This window comes from Pseudomonas sp. 18175, from assembly GCF_050432925.1.
Lineage (GTDB): Bacteria > Pseudomonadota > Gammaproteobacteria > Pseudomonadales > Pseudomonadaceae > Aquipseudomonas.
Map to the genome: position 1 here is coordinate 1 of NZ_JBKFTO010000045.1, position 14,760 is coordinate 14,760.

Below are 14,760 nucleotides of genomic sequence, written 5' to 3' on the forward strand. Positions count from 1 at the left end.
CAATTGGCGTTTGCCTGATCATGTCTACCTGAATCGCGAGCGCGAGCCTGTGAATAAACAAGTCACTTGAGATCTGACGCGACAACTACGTTGACACACACCGCTGCACGATAAGGATAGTCCTGCGCAGCAAACCTTGATTCTGACTGCGCTCTCTAGCGAGGGGGCAAGCGTTGCGCATACCCCACCCACTGCCATCCTTTTTACTTATAAAACTTACTGAAGCGGCTCGAAAGAGTTGCTGGCTCAATGGTTTCCCAGCTTTCTGGATCCGCCGTAACGCTGAACATTAGCCAGGCCCGCCACAGAAAAAAAGCAGCGACCATGCTCGCTTCAATTGTCGCAAATACAGTAGTGTTATACATGTAATTCGGATCATCTTTCCCAAAAAGCATCAGCACTGGAAATATCGATGCGAACCAGCCTGCAACGAATGTCAGGCAAAAAGCTATAGCAGCCGTAAATGCCATAAAAATAGGAACTTGATATCTATAGTGAGTCGCGAACATTTTTTCGCCGCTCTCTTTCTGAAGTCCATATATAAAGCCGTCGTTTTCTTCTTTTTTGCTTTTATTTTTAAAAACGCCGTACAACGTCACATTTTCGCCAGCCTCCAGTTCTTCGTAAAACTTATTCGTCAGCTGTAGTTTTGGTATCACGGCCCCATTAATACTGACATTAGCCTTATACCCTCCACTTATACGATCCGTATGCCGAACGTAATCGACTTTCCCAGAAAACTTCACGCAATCAAATTTCATTACTACCTATCCCTGCCTTCGCTTAAAAAATTGCATTCAGTTCATGCCAAGAGCCCTTCTATGATGGTTGCAGGTGGGCACGCGGAAGCTATTCAATGCACGCTCTATGAAGCGGCTAGCATCGAGGCCCCCGAGCCATGCCACCATCATCAAACCATCGCTCCTGATACCGTGACGCCTTGATCGTCGACCGCCTGACCGATCTAATGCCACGATAATATCATTATGGTCTGTTTATCGGAACATGCTTCGCGTGGCTCTATCCTCACTTTTGAGGATCCGTCTCATGCATCTGAAAGAAGCGTTGGCAGGGGCGTTGCGTGGAGCTCGTGCTCACCAGGGTTTGAATTACGAAGATTTAGCGGGGGCAACGCACAGAACGTACGTTGGGAAGCTTGAGCAAGCCCGAGCGAATGCGACGTTGGAGAAACTGGACGAGATCGCTGACTACCTAGGCCTCGACCTTTTGACTATGGTCACTCTCGCCATTGCGGCTCAGGGTGACGAACTCCCCTCGGAGGTTTTGCAGCGTACTGCCTTGCGAGTCAGGGAATTCGAGATGTCTGGAGGGTGGCAGTTGGTAGAGGAGCAATTCAGTGATGGAAAGCTCATCAAGCGCTCCCAGGGTAAGCCAAAGCGGCCCGTAAATGCGATCTACATTCGAGCCTTGAAAGCGCAAGGTGCCGACAGGAAAACAATCGCCGAAAAACTCGGCATTGCCAGAAGCACAGTCCAAAAATATTGGAATACATAAGTCCGCAGAACATCAGCAAGCCTGCAATTTAAGCGAATCGCGGTTTATGGCGCGCCCTATCGGGTCGGCTGTCGTAAACCATGCAATGGCTGACGCCATGTCATGGCCCTTTGGACTTCCATCCTCGCGCCTCCGGCCTTACTGGCCTGCGCGCTCCGCTTGCTCTGGTTATTTCCATCGATGGAGGAAACTAGAGATACCTCAGTCCCGCGCACTGGAGTGTAGTCATCCTGTCTGTCCATATTTCTATTGGAAGGTGCGGTCGCTGGGTGGACAATACGGTTTTGGTGACCTGGTAGGTGGCCATTGAGGAAGGAATGATGGCCGAATCTGTGCGAGTAGTTCGTTAATGAAGCAAGTAAGGCTAATCCGACATGGAGAAAGTGCCGCTAACGCCGGCGAAGCCAGTTTGGATCACGCGACCATTCCTCTCACGCTTAGGGGAATCGAGCAGGCTCACTTGGTGGCGCGGTCAATCATCCAGCCTCCGGCTCTAATCGTCGCATCGCCGTTCTCCCGAGCGCAGTCAACCGCTATGCCGACCACAGCGGCTTTCCCTCAGATCCCTTTTGAAACTTGGCCCATCCAAGAGTTTACTTACCTTGAGCCTGCGCGGTGCATCAACACGACAGTTGCTCAGAGACGAGGGTGGGTGGACGCATATTGGGCCAAGGCCGACCCCACATTCATCGATGGTGAAGGCGCTGAGTCATTTTTAGATTTCACGTATAGAGCTCGGTCTTTCCTGGAGCGTCTTGAAGAGCATCATGCCAACCACGTCATTGCTTTTTCCCATGGCCAGTTCATCAACGCTGTAGCCTGGCTGATTGAGCGCAAGCCGCTCAGCATAGATGGCGGAGCTATGGTGGACTGGCGTGAGTATGAGATCGCAAACCACGTGCCCAATTGTGGTGAGTGCCTGCTTTCGAAAGATCCCGGCGAATCCCGTTGGAGAGTAGACCGGTCAGCCCCTGACGAACCTCAAATGGATGCAACTTGGCGAGTGCCAGGCAGAGCCTATTAAGTCGTTCGTGATCCTGAGCGCCTACTCATTGAATAGCGCGCAGTGGCTCTCTCAGCAGCAGCCTATCCAACGCCAGATACTGATACGGCTATGTACGCGGAGGAAAGGCTGATACAGGGTAAGCGGACGGGCATCCCGTCTTGCGCAGCTAAGCCGGTTGCCATCGATGCGGCAACAACTCCCCAATCTCACTCGCCCGCTGCGTCGGCAGGCGAGTAAGAACGTCCTTCAGATAAGCATACGCATCATGCCCGTTGAGCTTGGCCGATTGGATCAAGCTCATCAACGCAGCCGCACGTTGACCGCTGCGTAGAGAACCGGCGAAGAGCCAATTTTTGCGCCCAAGCGCCCATGGCCTTACCTGANTTGGATCAAGCTCATCAACGCAGCCGCACGTTGACCGCTGCGTAGAGAACCGGCGAAGAGCCAATTTTTGCGCCCAAGCGCCCATGGCCTTACCTGATTTTCGATGTGGTTGTTGTCTATGGGCACCGTGCCGTCGTCCAGGTAACGGCGCAACGCAGCCCAACGTTTGAGGCTGTAATCCAAGGCTTTGGTAATCCCCAAACCTTCATGCACAAGCTCGCGCTGGGTGATCATCCAGGTATGAAACGCATCCATCAGGGGCGCTGCTTTCTCCTGACGTATTCGTCGCCGGACATCCGGTTCCAAATCGCGAGCTTCGCGCTCAACTTCATATAAAGCCGCGATGTACCGCAACGCTTGCTCGGCAAGCACGCTTTTATTGGTGATGTGCAGGTCGTAGAACTTGCGACGAGCATGGGTCATACAGCCGATTTCGGTGACGCCAAGTGCAAAACTGGCTTTGTAACCGCTGTAATCGTCACAGACCAACTTGCCTTTCCAGTCGCCCAGAAAGTTGCGCGCATATTCGCCCGAGCGACCAGGGCTGAAGTCGTACACTACTGCGCTGATCTCAGCGAACGCGGTCGTGGCATAGCCCCAAACATAAGCTCGATGGGTTTTCTTCTCACCCGGCGCGAGCATCTGTACCGGCGTTTCATCGACGTGCACCACGTTGTGCTCAAGCACTACCTCGCGCAGGGCATCCACCAGTGGCTGCAATTGCACACCGCAAGCGCCGACCCAACTGGCCAGTGTTGATCGAGGAATTGCGAGACCGGCTCGCCCGAAGATTTGCTCTTGGCGGTACAGCGGTAAATGGTCGGCGTATTTTGCGATCATCACTTGGGCCAGCAGTCCGGCAGTCGGGATGCCTTTGTCGATCACCTGCGCCGGCACTGGCTCTTGAATCAGGGTCTCGCAATTATTGCAGACCCATTTGCCACGAATATGCCGTTCTACGCTGAACACGCCAGGCGTGTAGTCGAGCTTCTCGCTGACGTCTTCGCCGATGCGCTTGAGGGCGCAGCCGCATTGGCACTGGGTGTTTTCGGGATCGTGATGAATCAGCGTGCGAGGAAACTCGGCAGGTAACGCAGTGCGTTTGGGTTGCTGGCGGACTGCTGATTGCGCTGGTTTTGGTGCCAGTATTTCAAGCTCTGCTTCGATGGCGGCCAGATCGGTCTCAATCAGATCGTCGAGCAAGCTGGCCTGATCAGGGCTGAACGACTCGGAGCGTTTGGCGAAGCGGTGGCGTTTGAGCAGGGCTATTTCGTGAATGAGTTGCTGGTTCCGGGTCTTCTGATGCAGCACCTCTTTGTCGAGGCTCGCCAGCTGCGTATCTAGATGCTCAACGCGGTTGAGCAACTGCGCAGCGAGGCTGCGCAGTTGTTCGGTGTCGAGCTGATCGAGAGGAGGAGTAGGAATCATGGCGATGACTCTGCCCGATCTGCTGATCGATGTATGTCATCCATGTCTCTTAATGGTTACGGATGGCTCCGTCAGACCCAAGCCATTGCCAGGGAAGACCGACCACCAGTGCCTGAAGCTGCTCAGTATTTAGCTCCATTTGGTCACCATGCCGATTACTCGGCCAGGAGAATTTTCCTTGATGTAGACGGCGTGCCGCCAGCCAAACGCCCAAGCCGTCGTGCACCAACACTTTCATGCGGTTGCCCCGGCGGTTGGCAAAGAGATAAGCGCAGTGCGGCTGCGCCGCACCGAAAACAGACACGACTCGTGCGAGGGCTTTCTCGGTGCCGGAGCGCATATCCATCGGTTCGGTCGCCAGCCAAATTGCGTCGATGCGGATCACGAAGCAAGTCCACGGACAAATCGGACGCATCCCTCGGGATCGGAAGCTGGCCATTTCACCGTGATGATTTGCTCGCCAAATGGCAGCTCGATGATCAAAGATAACTCGGCCTGCCTTTTCAGGGCGACCTTTACCGGAACGAACGCCGGCAGGGTTGCGGGTGGTTGATCTCGAAAAAGTGGCAGCCACTTACGGATCACGTTGGCATTGATACCGTGACTGATGGCAACGCTGGAGATGGAGGCGCCGGGTTGCAGGCATTCCTGGACAACCTGGGCTTTAAACGACTTGGGGTAAGAGCTTCGTTGGCGCATTTAAGGGCTATCGCGTCCGCTTAAAAATAGGCGGACACCATCGCCCTTAATTTGGGAGAACGGTAGGTGGGTTCACCGTTCGCTTACGATACAGGCCAGAGCAGAGGCTGATTCTCTCCAAGTGGGTAGCGTTAGCGGCAGCACTGCTGGTGAGCTCTTGGCGCGAGAGGTATGCCAAGTATTGCGAGAAGTTACCTTCGAGCGTCGGACGATGACCAAATTGAGCCAGGCGTCTTGGGATGAGATTTATGCGGGCCATTTCGTGGTGAGCGTCGAGGGTTGGCGGATATCGATCTACAACAATTGTGACACGCTCGACTACTGCGAAGAATGCGTGAGTCCAGACGGAGGGCGATGGTCGTTTGGCGCAGGGGATCGATTTGGAACAGACCCCATTGCGTTACTCAGCACTTGGGAGCATCAGACGCTTGAACGTCTCCTAAAGGCGCTCTAGGGAGCCAAGGTCGCGCGGGCCTCTGCGAGGACGGCTGTCGTAAACCAAGCCTCGTCGTTGTCGAGTCTTGGCCCTGTGGGCTTTCCTCCTCCCGCCTGCGCGCTCCGCTTGCGACACTTCCTCCTCACTTCGTAATGAACGAACGGGAAACACGCCGACGGTGACTGACTGCTCATCTGCATCGGCTATAGATAGATGACGAAGCTTCGAAAACCTGATTCGTCGTGTTAGGATCGCCCACTCGGTCAACCTGGATCGCGCGGTCGGCACGCATAGTTAACGCTCAGGTGTAACACCCCTTTTCTTCGCAATGCATTCGACAAGTCAAATGCGGACAGCCGACACCGTTAGACACCTGGAGAATGGCTATGCGCGTCCCTGTTTACTATCAAGACCTCACTAGCGGCAGCGGCTTTTCGCGTATCGCAAAAAATCTAAAGCGTGACTGGCCTGGAGCCGACCCTATCGGTCTCTCAAAGGCGCAAAATGTTCTCGCCCGGTGCTTTGGATACTCTGACTACCATGACGTCAGATCCTCAATACAGCCAGAAACACCGGACTTACCTTCTTTAGCTCTCGTGGTAGCGCAGTGCATGAAGACACTTTCTGCTGAGCTGCTAGGTGGCGGCCGCTGGGCACTATTCGATATGGGTGAGCTCCAGGAGAAAATTTTCGGATGGCCATTTCTGCAACTGAGCGCTTACCGTGAACACTATGGTCACTCTGACAGTCGGCTCGCGGGGCAATTGGCGAAAGCTGAGCTCATTCAGGCATTCCTGGCCACTCAGAAAACCAAACCCAAGCCCTACGTCGACAAGCTGCACATCGAAAAACCTCAAGCTATGACAGGGCATAAACCGACAGCATCTACAGCGGGATACGTGCCAACTTCGATGGGCGTGTGCCTCAATGAATTGCCGTATGGCCCCGATCGCTCCTCAATTTCGCCTGACGGGAAATGTGTAACATGTAGGCCATCAACGCAACGAGCGCTCCACTGATGAGACATTGCATATCTGCTTAGCCGCGACGTCGCCCACTGACATAGGTGGACGACTTCGAACGAACTTGGCCTGTGGGTCTTTAGATACTCCCGCCAACATCCAAATCACCGCAGCCTGATCTCTTTTTCGCCACGCTATAGTCCACCCTGACGGGCCTTCCGGTGCCGCTCACACGTACTTGGGTGGACTTCGGTTGAGTCACATGGTGATGTTCATCACATACCTAGATCGTGCTCGAGACGGTAACCTCTAAGTTCTGATGTGAGCTTTTTCAGCGGCAAGAAGTGCAGAAGACCGTCTGCCAGGTACTGACCATGACATGAGAGCAACGCAATGTGTTCGGGTAGTGCATCAAGCGATGGCATCCCGCTGCCAGCCTCCGCGTAAGCTTTTTCTAACGTACGGAGTACGTCCCCCCAACCCACCGACGGGGGAGGTATTCCATTGAGCTGCGCGGAGGTTGGGGCCCAAAGCTATGGAGTAGATCCATAACTGCTTGATTAAGGCCTGTAGCTCCAAGATGGGCCAGCGCGACCTTCGAGTGCATCCCGACTTGAGACAGGTTAAGCCGCGAGCGGTTCGTATTTACCTGGATCATGCTTGCTTGCCAGCATCCTGACCTTCCTCGGTTGCAGCACCGACTGGAGCCATAGCTGCGAACTCCTGCCGCACCTGATCCTCGCATTTATGGCAGGCAAAATATTGGATTCGTTCCATATCTCCTGTCACAAAAGCACCGCAATGCTCGCACGTAACTGCCTGCCATCCGCGATCAAAGCATGAAACGCAACTCCACAAACCATCGATGACGAATACGGAAGGCCGCGTGCACTGACAGTTATGGCAAGACGCAATATGTTCGGCGCCCTCCTCCCACCACTGATCCCCCTCATGGATGTGAGCGGCACAGAGATCAATCAAAGAGTCGGTGTTGAAAGCGAAGTGGCACGTCGGACACTCGGTGAGCTTTGCATCGAAGAACTCTATTTCTTCATTGCATCCTAGGCAGGGTAATTTGATGTCAGCCTTCACCACCGCAGTGTCACTGACCCCGCACACCAAGCAACTGTAATCTGTCCCCCAGACGTGCACTTCACCCGCCACTGCTGACGCCAGCTCGCAGTGCCCGCACGCTATGATCGTCTTGCCTTTTTTCACCTCGATTTCGATTTTCGGCTTGAGGATCGTGAACCGAGAGTTGAGAAAATCACGCTGCCTCATCATGCGGTGGTTCAGTTTTTGAAGCTCAATTTTGTAAGGCTCGAAAACGTCCTTCCATGTCTCTGTGAGCATGGCATACAGGTAGTGCCATGAGGCCCACTGCTCAACGATGACGCCCGCTTGAGTGGCGGCGAGGTCGTCATGACCTGAATGAGCGAAGTGGACGATTTGGTTGCGATGTTCACCTAGGGCTTTGAAGTTATCGGAGGCGGCGGTGTCAATTCTCTCTCCAAGTATCGAATTGATCCGCTTCAGAGCGTCATCGAGATAGACGGAAAGAAAGTCTCCGACGTACAGGTTTTGGAGGTCGGCTGTCTCTGGTTTGGACAACATAAGCGTCCAGTGCTCCGCCATTAGGCGTGCTTTCAGAAAGAGCTCAATGGCCGTATACAAGTCGACGATAGAGTTCTTGGGTCTTTCCTTGACGTGATCCAGTGACGTCACTACGAACCCCAACGCGTTCTTCACCAAAGCATCGAACAGCTGTTCCTTCGTCCGCTTTTCCTGCTTGAGCCACTTTCTTCCCATGAGTCCCACCTAAGTCAATGCACGGCCGCGTGATAGCTGATGTGCCGCCTGAGATTTTGACTCAATGGACATGATGGCGCCATAGTGGCTCAGCGCCCTTTCTATAGGAACGCTGCGGTTCACCCTCCAAACCTGGGTGTGAGACCAATCAGGGAGTGATCGATGTTCACGTACGACGTAGCCCAGCCTACGGATCAAATGCTGCTGAGCGAAATCCTAAACCTCGATAACGGGGAGCCTTTGGACGTAGACGCGTTTCTAAGACGAGATTTGGTCGTCGTTATACAGGATAGGAACGAACTCGCTGGCCGCTATGCTCGCGACCCAAGTCAGCCATGGCTGGTATGCAGGATTTGCGGCGGTGCGGTGATGCTTGTGCTCACGCAACAGCGGCGATTCCACTTTCGTCATCATCCAGATGAAGAAGGCACCAAGAACTGCCCAATTTCGACCAAGGGGGCCTTCAGCACCGATCAGATCAATCGGATGAAGTACAACGCTGCGAAAGAAAGCGCGGCCCATCTACGACTCAAAGGGATCATTCGTGACAGTTTGTATGCAGACGCCGCCTGCTCGGAACCGGAGGTTGAAAAGGTATGGCGCGGAATGCCCATCGCTGATCGGGCAACATGGCGCAAGCCGGATGTCCAGGTTTACCGGGAGCAGCAGCGGTTCGCATTTGAAGTCCAGCTATCCACTACCTTTCTGACGGAAATCGTAGGCAGGAGAGAGTTCTACCGCGTCAACGGTGGTGCCATCGTGTGGGTGTTCGAGGGCTTCAATCCCCAAGAAAATCGTACCGCTGAACAGGATATTTTCTACCTCAATAACCTGAACGTCTTCGTTGTCAATGAGCGAACGCTGGAGCGCTCCCGAGAAGCAAAACGTATGGCGCTGACCTGCTGGTACGCGGTTCCACACCTCAAAGATCGGATGATCTTCAACGAATGGCATGAAGAAGAGGTGTTTCTTGATCAGCTAACGGTCGATACGGAACAGAATCAGCACCGAGTAGCCAATTCCGAAAAAGGCACAGAGCCCAATTTTTATAGCCTTGAACTATGAACACCAGGAGAAACGCGAAGCTCTCTACGCAGCCGCTCCCACAAGCTACGTGCTCGTATAAATCATCACGGAGTAGGACAGTAGTATGGGCGCGCAAAGTATCGCCAGTCCCAGGCCCGACGGGAGTCGAAAACGATCAAGGGGGCGGCGCAGTACTCGCTCGCACACGCAGCTCAAAGGGCAGCACCTCATGAACACCTCCTACGCTCCGCCCTTCTATCACATCCACCAACATCTCCACTGCTCGCATGCCGAACAGCTCAGCCGGCTGAGCAACTGTGGTCAACGGAGGGGTGCAGAAGCTTGCGAAAGAAATGTCATCAAAACCTGCGAGCGAGATGTCCCGAGGAACCTGCACCCCTTGCTCATTAAGATAACGCAGCGCTCCAATGGCCATTTCATCATTTTCGCAGAACAAAGCTGTAGGCCGCTCAATCAATGCCAGCAATTTCCGAGCACCTTCATAGCCTGCCTCAAGGCTGAAGTCGCCATGACAAACGAGGTCTGTATCTACTTCCACAGCAGCCTCGTCTAGTGCCTCCAGATAACCGGCTATTCGTCCCCGAGTCAGAGGACTTTCGGTAGGCCCCTGGATTAAACCGATCCTGCGATGCCCAAGTTCGATCAGGTACTGGGTCATCGCCTTGGCCGCCTGGAGATTATCAAGACACAATGACGGGTAGCGCCGGCTCTCAAGCACCTCACAGACGTTGACTAAGGGTATGGTCTTAGAAGGTTGATCCTCAAATGGGTCGAATGCTCGCAGCTGTATCACGCCGTCAGCTTGGTGAGCTTCAATCAGTTGGGCAAACTCTCGCTCCAACGTTTCATTGCCTTGCGTATCGCAAAGCAGAACCCGATAGCCGAGATCGCGCGCAGCACGTTGCGCGCCACTAATGATTCGGGAGTAAAAGACATTGGCAATGCTGGGAACCAGAATCACTAGATTCAGTGTCTTGCGCGAACGGAACTGAACCGCCATCAAATTCGGTTTGTAGCCTGTTTCTTGGATCGCCGCACTCACCTTTTTTCTTGTGGCTTCAGCCACCCGCTCTGGGAATGTCAGCGTTCTTGATACGGTTGCTACAGAGACGCCTGCCAGCTTTGCAACCTCACGAATGTTCGACACTTTACCGCCCCTCAATCATCGACTCGATAAGTCTACAGCACCTGCTAAGAAGGTGCCGGAAGCAAGCCCAAGGCAAAACCAGGATGCTCAACCGAGCACCCTGCGCCGAGTCTCAAACGTTGATTAATGGACTAGCTGATTTCGACCCGCAAGGTAAGCAAAGACGGTTTGCAGTGCGGCACATGCAATAAGAAGCGCCAACACGGCCTGCCATGTTCCCGTAATTTCATGAATCACCCCGGCGAGGTATGGGCCTACGGATCCCAGACCGTACCCCACACATTGGGCCATTCCGGAGAGCGCCCCGGCCTGGTGATGATCGGATGTACGGAGGCCAAAAAGTGTCAGACACGTCACCATCGACATGCCTGCTCCGACACCTGCAAATAGAATCCAGAGCATCGACAAACTAGGAGCGAAATACAGGCCCGCCATGCCGACCACGATCGTCAGAGAGCAAACGGCACCGATAACCCGTTGATCCCTCATTTTTTTGAGTGCTACAGACGTGGCCAAGTTCGCGATCACGGCGATAGCCTGGTACATGAAAAGGTGCAATCCCGACTCATGCTCACTGAAGCCGTTAACCTTTGCGATGGTTGGGTACCAGTCAATTATCGTGTAGAAAACGACCGTCTGCAGCACCATGAACATCGATACCTGCCAAGCAATTGCACTCCTCCATACGTTGGTTGGAGCATGTTTCCGCTCCCCGACGGGCTGTACTTCTGGCGCCTTTTTGAATTGCGGAATCCATACAACCAATGCCACCGTGCCCAGAATTGCCCAGATGGAAATAGAGAGCTTCCAACCAAGCGCTGAAGCTGATGCCAAGGGAGCAGAAAGCCCACTAGCAAGTGCAGCGGCCATTGCCATAGTTGCCGCATACAAACCAACACAAAGCGCTGTGTTCTCGGGGAAGTCGCGCTTAACCAAAGGGACAATCAAGACGTTGGCAATCGCTATACCCAGGCCGATCGACAGAGTGCCGAACCATAGCCCGGCGTAGTTGGTGAATGAGCGAATCAAGCATCCCACAATGATAAAGATCAACGCGGCGCCCAATGCACGCTCGACGCCGACTCGACGGATCATCCACGGCGCAAAGGGAGCGGCCGAAGCAAAGATCAACAGTGGTAACGCATTAATTAGCCCCGCAGCGGTGGTGGAGAGACCAAAGAACGCCATCACATCATGAAGCACGGGCCCCACTGACGTAATGGGAGCTCGAAGGTTTGCAGCAATAAGCAGAATGCCGATTAGGAGCAGCGAGAACATTTTCGTCTGAGGCTTCACCACAAACGAACCAGGGGTTTCAATTTTTGACATAACTTTACGCAAGAGTGATTCGGAGCTTCTCAGCTCCTTGATGATGCGTTGGTTGACGTTAACGCCTACGCAAGCCGCTTTGATTCAGCTTGATCAGTCAGATCACCGAGGCCAGAGAACTCAGTGGGATGGGGCCTATCAAAAGGTTCAATTCTCAGCAGCGCAATAACGCATATGCCAAACCGCCCAATCTTCCCTGGAAAGCCGTCTGCTGCAAGCCAAGCTGACTTCGGCGCCTGTCATGCCTCGCAGTGTAACCGGTTACATTTTAGACTGTCCACGCCTCGTTACCTGGCGGCAAGCCATGTGGCGGGACGAAAGAGACGCTCTTGTGAGCCTAATCCTTTGACGCTGAACACGTTTTCCGCATCGGGAAACGTTTGCTGACTCAAGAGGTTGCGCTTAATGCACAAGGCGTAGCAGCTACAACTTTCTGCGTGTGAATCTCCTTATGACTGGGCTCTGGAAAAAAACGGCGGGACTTGTTGCCAACAATCGCCACTTCATCGTTGCCGCTGGACTCGCAATTTATGTGGTGATCGGCCTAGCGCAATATGTCGTGTGCACGGCATGGCCGCGCCTTTCTGAAAGTACTCAGGCTGCCATAGCAGAGAATCTAATCCGGGCGACTAGCGCACCTCTTTGAATAACAAAACCTCAAACTAACCAGCCTTCAAACCTGCCCTCGCCTTACAGGCGAGATGCTGATCTGTGGCGACCTAAAGCGCTTGATCTCGGCAAAAGACGGCACCGTTACTGCTGTCAGACACGCAGCAGGACTGAGCCTTTAGAGCGACGCTGCAGATCGAACCTCTGAATATCTGCGTGCACCAATAGGAATTTAAATGTCTGTTTATGAAAAGCCGCCGCTAGCGGTACCAAAAATCGCTGCGGCCAAGATGGAAGCCGCCATGGCTCTGGGCAGCTTTGCGATCGGTACCGGCGAGTTCGCGATTATGGGCCTGATGCCTGATATCGCTGGAAATCTGCACTTGAGTGAACCTGAAGTAGGCCACGCCATCAGCGCCTATGCACTAGGCGTCATGGTCGGAGCACCAACACTTGCGATCCTCGGCGCCAAGCTACTGCGCAAACACATGCTCCTTCTGCTGATGGCGCTGTATGCCATTGGCAACATGGCCACCGCATTTGCACCGTCGTTCGGCGGTCTTATCGTGTTTCGATTCATCAGTGGACTTCCCCACGGTGCATACTTCGGCATCGCAGCAGTTATAGCCTCCAGCATGGTGCCGAAAGATCAGAGGGCGGGTGCCGTAGCACGAGTAATGATGGGACTTACCCTCGCAATGCTGTTGGGCAATCCAATTGCCACAGTCCTAGGCCAGTACTTCGGCTGGCGCTCCGCCTTTGTCCTGGTTGGGCTGATCGCCCTCTGCACTATTGGCCTGGTATGGCGTTTTGTTCCCCAGCGTCACGATGAAGCTCGTAGCGATCCTCGCAAGGAACTTCAGGCGTTCCGTCTTCCTCAGGTCTGGATGGCACTGGCAATCGCCTCCATCGGCTTCGCAGGTATGTTTACTGTATTCAGCTACCTCGCGCCGACCATGCTAGAGGTCACTAAGGCGTCCCCTCAATGGATTCCTTTTGCACTCGCGGCTTTTGGCATCGGGGGTATTCTTGGCAACATCGCTGGCGGCAAGCTGTTCGACCGATTGCAGTTCCGAGCAGTTGGGCTGCTTTTGGTATGGTCGATCGCAGTGCTGCTGTTTTTCAGCTACGCAGCCAGCTCTCTCTGGTCGATCCTTCTGAGCATAGGGCTGGTGGGCACGATGATCGCTTTAGCGGCTCCGCTGCAAATTCGCTTGATGGACATTGCTCATGAAGCGCCAAGCCTTGCGGCAGCATCGAATCACGCCGCATTCAACTTGGCTAACGCCCTTGGCCCATGGCTCGGAGGCATGGCGATTACGGCGGGACTGGGCTGGACTAGCACCGGCTACATTGGAGCTGCCACCGCAGTGGTTGGCCTTGGTATTTATTTCGTGGCGCGACGAATGAAAGGCGGCAACTGAGGGTTCCCCGTAGCAAATCTCAGACATGGGTCGCTACATTAACGTAGCGGGCCATGAGCATGTGAGCCCGCAGCAGAATTGCAGCTCGATGGCTGCTATAGGTGGGGTCAACTGACGGACAGAATCAGATGCCCACTTGAAATTTTTTGATCGGTCATTCCAACCCTCTTACAAGAAACCCGCGTCGTCACGACGCGATCGCAATCGCGACCCCATGCCGACTTCGAAATGCCCTGGGCGTCTCATTCTTCAGCTTGAAAAACTGTCGGTTAAACAGAGACATGTTTGAGTACCCGACAGTATTAGCTATGAAGCCGACTGGTTTATCTGTGGCAACCAGCAGTGCGCACGCCTTCGCAACCCTTAGGCCCGTCAGATATTCGACTGGACAGCTATTTGTATGGCGCTTAAACATGCGCTGAAACCCAGAAACGCTTAAGCACGCAACGTCTGCAACCTCAGCGATCTTGATAGAGCGTTGAAAGTTCTCATGAAGATAGTCCAATGCCTTGAAGATTCTCGTCTCAGCGCTATAGGAAGACTTCGAGGACACGGCGCTTAATCCGATGGCCCTAGCCGACCTATCACCCGCAAGCTCAAGCAGAACCTCCAGTAGATTGACGAAGCGCCAGGAGGTCGGCCGGTCTAACATCCCCAACATTAACGCTGTGACTCGTTTGCTGATACCGGTGGAGAACGTTAGAGCTTGAAATGGCTGATCAAAAAGCCCTTTGATCTCGGCCATGTCGGGGAATGTGGTGACAAGTTGTTCCAACCAAAGCTGAGAAAACTTGATCACCACAACCTGGTGCACAGCTCCCCTACAAACCTCGTTGACCGACCTCCAGCTGTGCGGGGTACTGAACTGGCCTAATGAATTTGGACACATCAATAGGGCGCTATGATGGCGCCCAAACCCGAGGTGTGCAGATGATGCGAAAGTCCTATTCCAGCGAGTTCAAACT

General features: G+C 53.9%; 12 protein-coding genes and 1 pseudogene. 5 read left to right on the forward strand and 8 right to left on the reverse strand.

Annotation, left to right across the window (positions count from 1 at the left end; all coding sequences use genetic code 11):
- Positions 1-203 precede the first annotated feature (203 nt).
- Positions 204-761, reverse strand: a complete 558-nt coding sequence (locus tag ACLD1Y_RS31410) for a hypothetical protein (protein ID WP_429481518.1) — start codon at positions 759-761, stop codon at positions 204-206.
- Between the two features lie 286 nt (positions 762-1,047).
- Between ACLD1Y_RS31410 and ACLD1Y_RS31415 the strand changes: the two genes are divergently transcribed.
- Both ACLD1Y_RS31415 and ACLD1Y_RS31420 read left to right on the forward strand, forming a co-directional pair.
- Positions 1,048-1,515 (forward strand): helix-turn-helix domain-containing protein, encoded by a 468-nt coding sequence (locus tag ACLD1Y_RS31415; RefSeq protein WP_429481519.1) that lies wholly within the window; start codon positions 1,048-1,050, stop codon positions 1,513-1,515.
- Positions 1,516-1,864: 349 nt separating this feature from the next.
- Positions 1,865-2,539 (forward strand): histidine phosphatase family protein, encoded by a 675-nt coding sequence (locus tag ACLD1Y_RS31420; RefSeq protein WP_429481520.1) that lies wholly within the window; start codon positions 1,865-1,867, stop codon positions 2,537-2,539.
- Between the two features lie 148 nt (positions 2,540-2,687).
- Here the strand turns inward: ACLD1Y_RS31420 and tnpC are convergent.
- From tnpC to tnpA, 3 genes and pseudogenes are all read right to left on the reverse strand, one after another.
- A pseudogene (gene tnpC, locus ACLD1Y_RS31425) lies at positions 2,688-4,333 on the reverse strand (IS66 family transposase).
- Positions 4,334-4,382: 49 nt separating this feature from the next.
- Positions 4,383-4,718, reverse strand: coding sequence for an IS66 family insertion sequence element accessory protein TnpB (gene tnpB / locus ACLD1Y_RS31430; protein ID WP_429481521.1), 336 nt, complete (start codon positions 4,716-4,718; stop codon positions 4,383-4,385).
- Positions 4,715-5,032: an IS66-like element accessory protein TnpA gene (gene tnpA / locus ACLD1Y_RS31435; RefSeq protein ID WP_429481522.1), complete on the reverse strand. Its 318-nt coding sequence runs from the start codon at positions 5,030-5,032 to the stop codon at positions 4,715-4,717. Before tnpA ends, tnpB begins: the two co-directional genes overlap by 4 nt.
- Positions 5,033-5,153: 121 nt before the next feature.
- Here tnpA and ACLD1Y_RS31440 point away from each other — a divergent pair, with 121 nt between their 5' ends.
- The gene (locus ACLD1Y_RS31440; protein ID WP_429481523.1) at positions 5,154-5,486 is read left to right on the forward strand and encodes a DUF7693 family protein; all 333 of its coding nucleotides are present in this window, start codon (positions 5,154-5,156) and stop codon (positions 5,484-5,486) included.
- A gap of 1,598 nt (positions 5,487-7,084) precedes the next feature.
- Here the strand turns inward: ACLD1Y_RS31440 and ACLD1Y_RS31445 are convergent.
- Positions 7,085-8,239: a hypothetical protein gene (locus tag ACLD1Y_RS31445; protein ID WP_429481524.1), complete on the reverse strand. Its 1,155-nt coding sequence runs from the start codon at positions 8,237-8,239 to the stop codon at positions 7,085-7,087.
- A gap of 162 nt (positions 8,240-8,401) precedes the next feature.
- Here ACLD1Y_RS31445 and ACLD1Y_RS31450 point away from each other — a divergent pair, with 162 nt between their 5' ends.
- Entirely contained in the window at positions 8,402-9,304 is a 903-nt protein-coding gene (locus ACLD1Y_RS31450) for a DUF6035 family protein (protein ID WP_429481525.1), read from the forward strand.
- A 136-nt stretch (positions 9,305-9,440) separates the two neighbouring features.
- Here the strand turns inward: ACLD1Y_RS31450 and ACLD1Y_RS31455 are convergent, their stop codons facing one another.
- Together ACLD1Y_RS31455 and ACLD1Y_RS31460 are read right to left on the reverse strand one after the other, a co-directional pair.
- Positions 9,441-10,433, reverse strand: coding sequence for a LacI family DNA-binding transcriptional regulator (locus ACLD1Y_RS31455; protein WP_429481526.1), 993 nt, complete (start codon positions 10,431-10,433; stop codon positions 9,441-9,443).
- Positions 10,434-10,556: 123 nt separating this feature from the next.
- Positions 10,557-11,762 carry an MFS transporter gene (locus tag ACLD1Y_RS31460; RefSeq protein ID WP_429481527.1) on the reverse strand — a complete coding sequence of 402 codons (1,206 nt, stop codon included), beginning with the start codon at positions 11,760-11,762 and terminating at the stop codon, positions 10,557-10,559.
- Positions 11,763-12,607: 845 nt separating this feature from the next.
- On the opposite strand from ACLD1Y_RS31460, the gene ACLD1Y_RS31465 reads away from it, so the two are divergent.
- A complete protein-coding gene (locus ACLD1Y_RS31465; RefSeq protein WP_429481528.1) occupies positions 12,608-13,795 on the forward strand; it encodes an MFS transporter in 1,188 nt (395 codons plus the stop codon).
- Between the two features lie 187 nt (positions 13,796-13,982).
- Here ACLD1Y_RS31465 and ACLD1Y_RS31470 read toward each other — a convergent pair whose 3' ends face one another.
- Entirely contained in the window at positions 13,983-14,684 is a 702-nt protein-coding gene (locus ACLD1Y_RS31470) for a helix-turn-helix domain-containing protein (RefSeq protein ID WP_429481529.1), read from the reverse strand.
- Positions 14,685-14,760: the final 76 nt, after the last annotated feature.

Bases quoted from the DNA above. Each gene is read 5' to 3' on its own strand.
- ACLD1Y_RS31445 (WP_429481524.1), bottom strand. From the start codon at position 8,239: ATGGGAAGAAAGTGGCTCAAGCAGGAAAAGCGGACGAAGGAACAGCTG.
- ACLD1Y_RS31450 (WP_429481525.1), top strand. From the start codon at position 8,402: ATGTTCACGTACGACGTAGCCCAGCCTACGGATCAAATGCTGCTGAGC.
- ACLD1Y_RS31420 (WP_429481520.1), top strand. From the start codon at position 1,865: ATGAAGCAAGTAAGGCTAATCCGACATGGAGAAAGTGCCGCTAACGCC.
- ACLD1Y_RS31465 (WP_429481528.1), top strand. From the start codon at position 12,608: ATGTCTGTTTATGAAAAGCCGCCGCTAGCGGTACCAAAAATCGCTGCG.
- ACLD1Y_RS31415 (WP_429481519.1), top strand. From the start codon at position 1,048: ATGCATCTGAAAGAAGCGTTGGCAGGGGCGTTGCGTGGAGCTCGTGCT.
- ACLD1Y_RS31460 (WP_429481527.1), bottom strand. From the start codon at position 11,762: ATGTCAAAAATTGAAACCCCTGGTTCGTTTGTGGTGAAGCCTCAGACG.
- ACLD1Y_RS31470 (WP_429481529.1), bottom strand. From the start codon at position 14,684: ATGTGTCCAAATTCATTAGGCCAGTTCAGTACCCCGCACAGCTGGAGG.
- ACLD1Y_RS31410 (WP_429481518.1), bottom strand. From the start codon at position 761: ATGAAATTTGATTGCGTGAAGTTTTCTGGGAAAGTCGATTACGTTCGG.
- tnpA (WP_429481522.1), bottom strand. From the start codon at position 5,032: ATGCGCCAACGAAGCTCTTACCCCAAGTCGTTTAAAGCCCAGGTTGTC.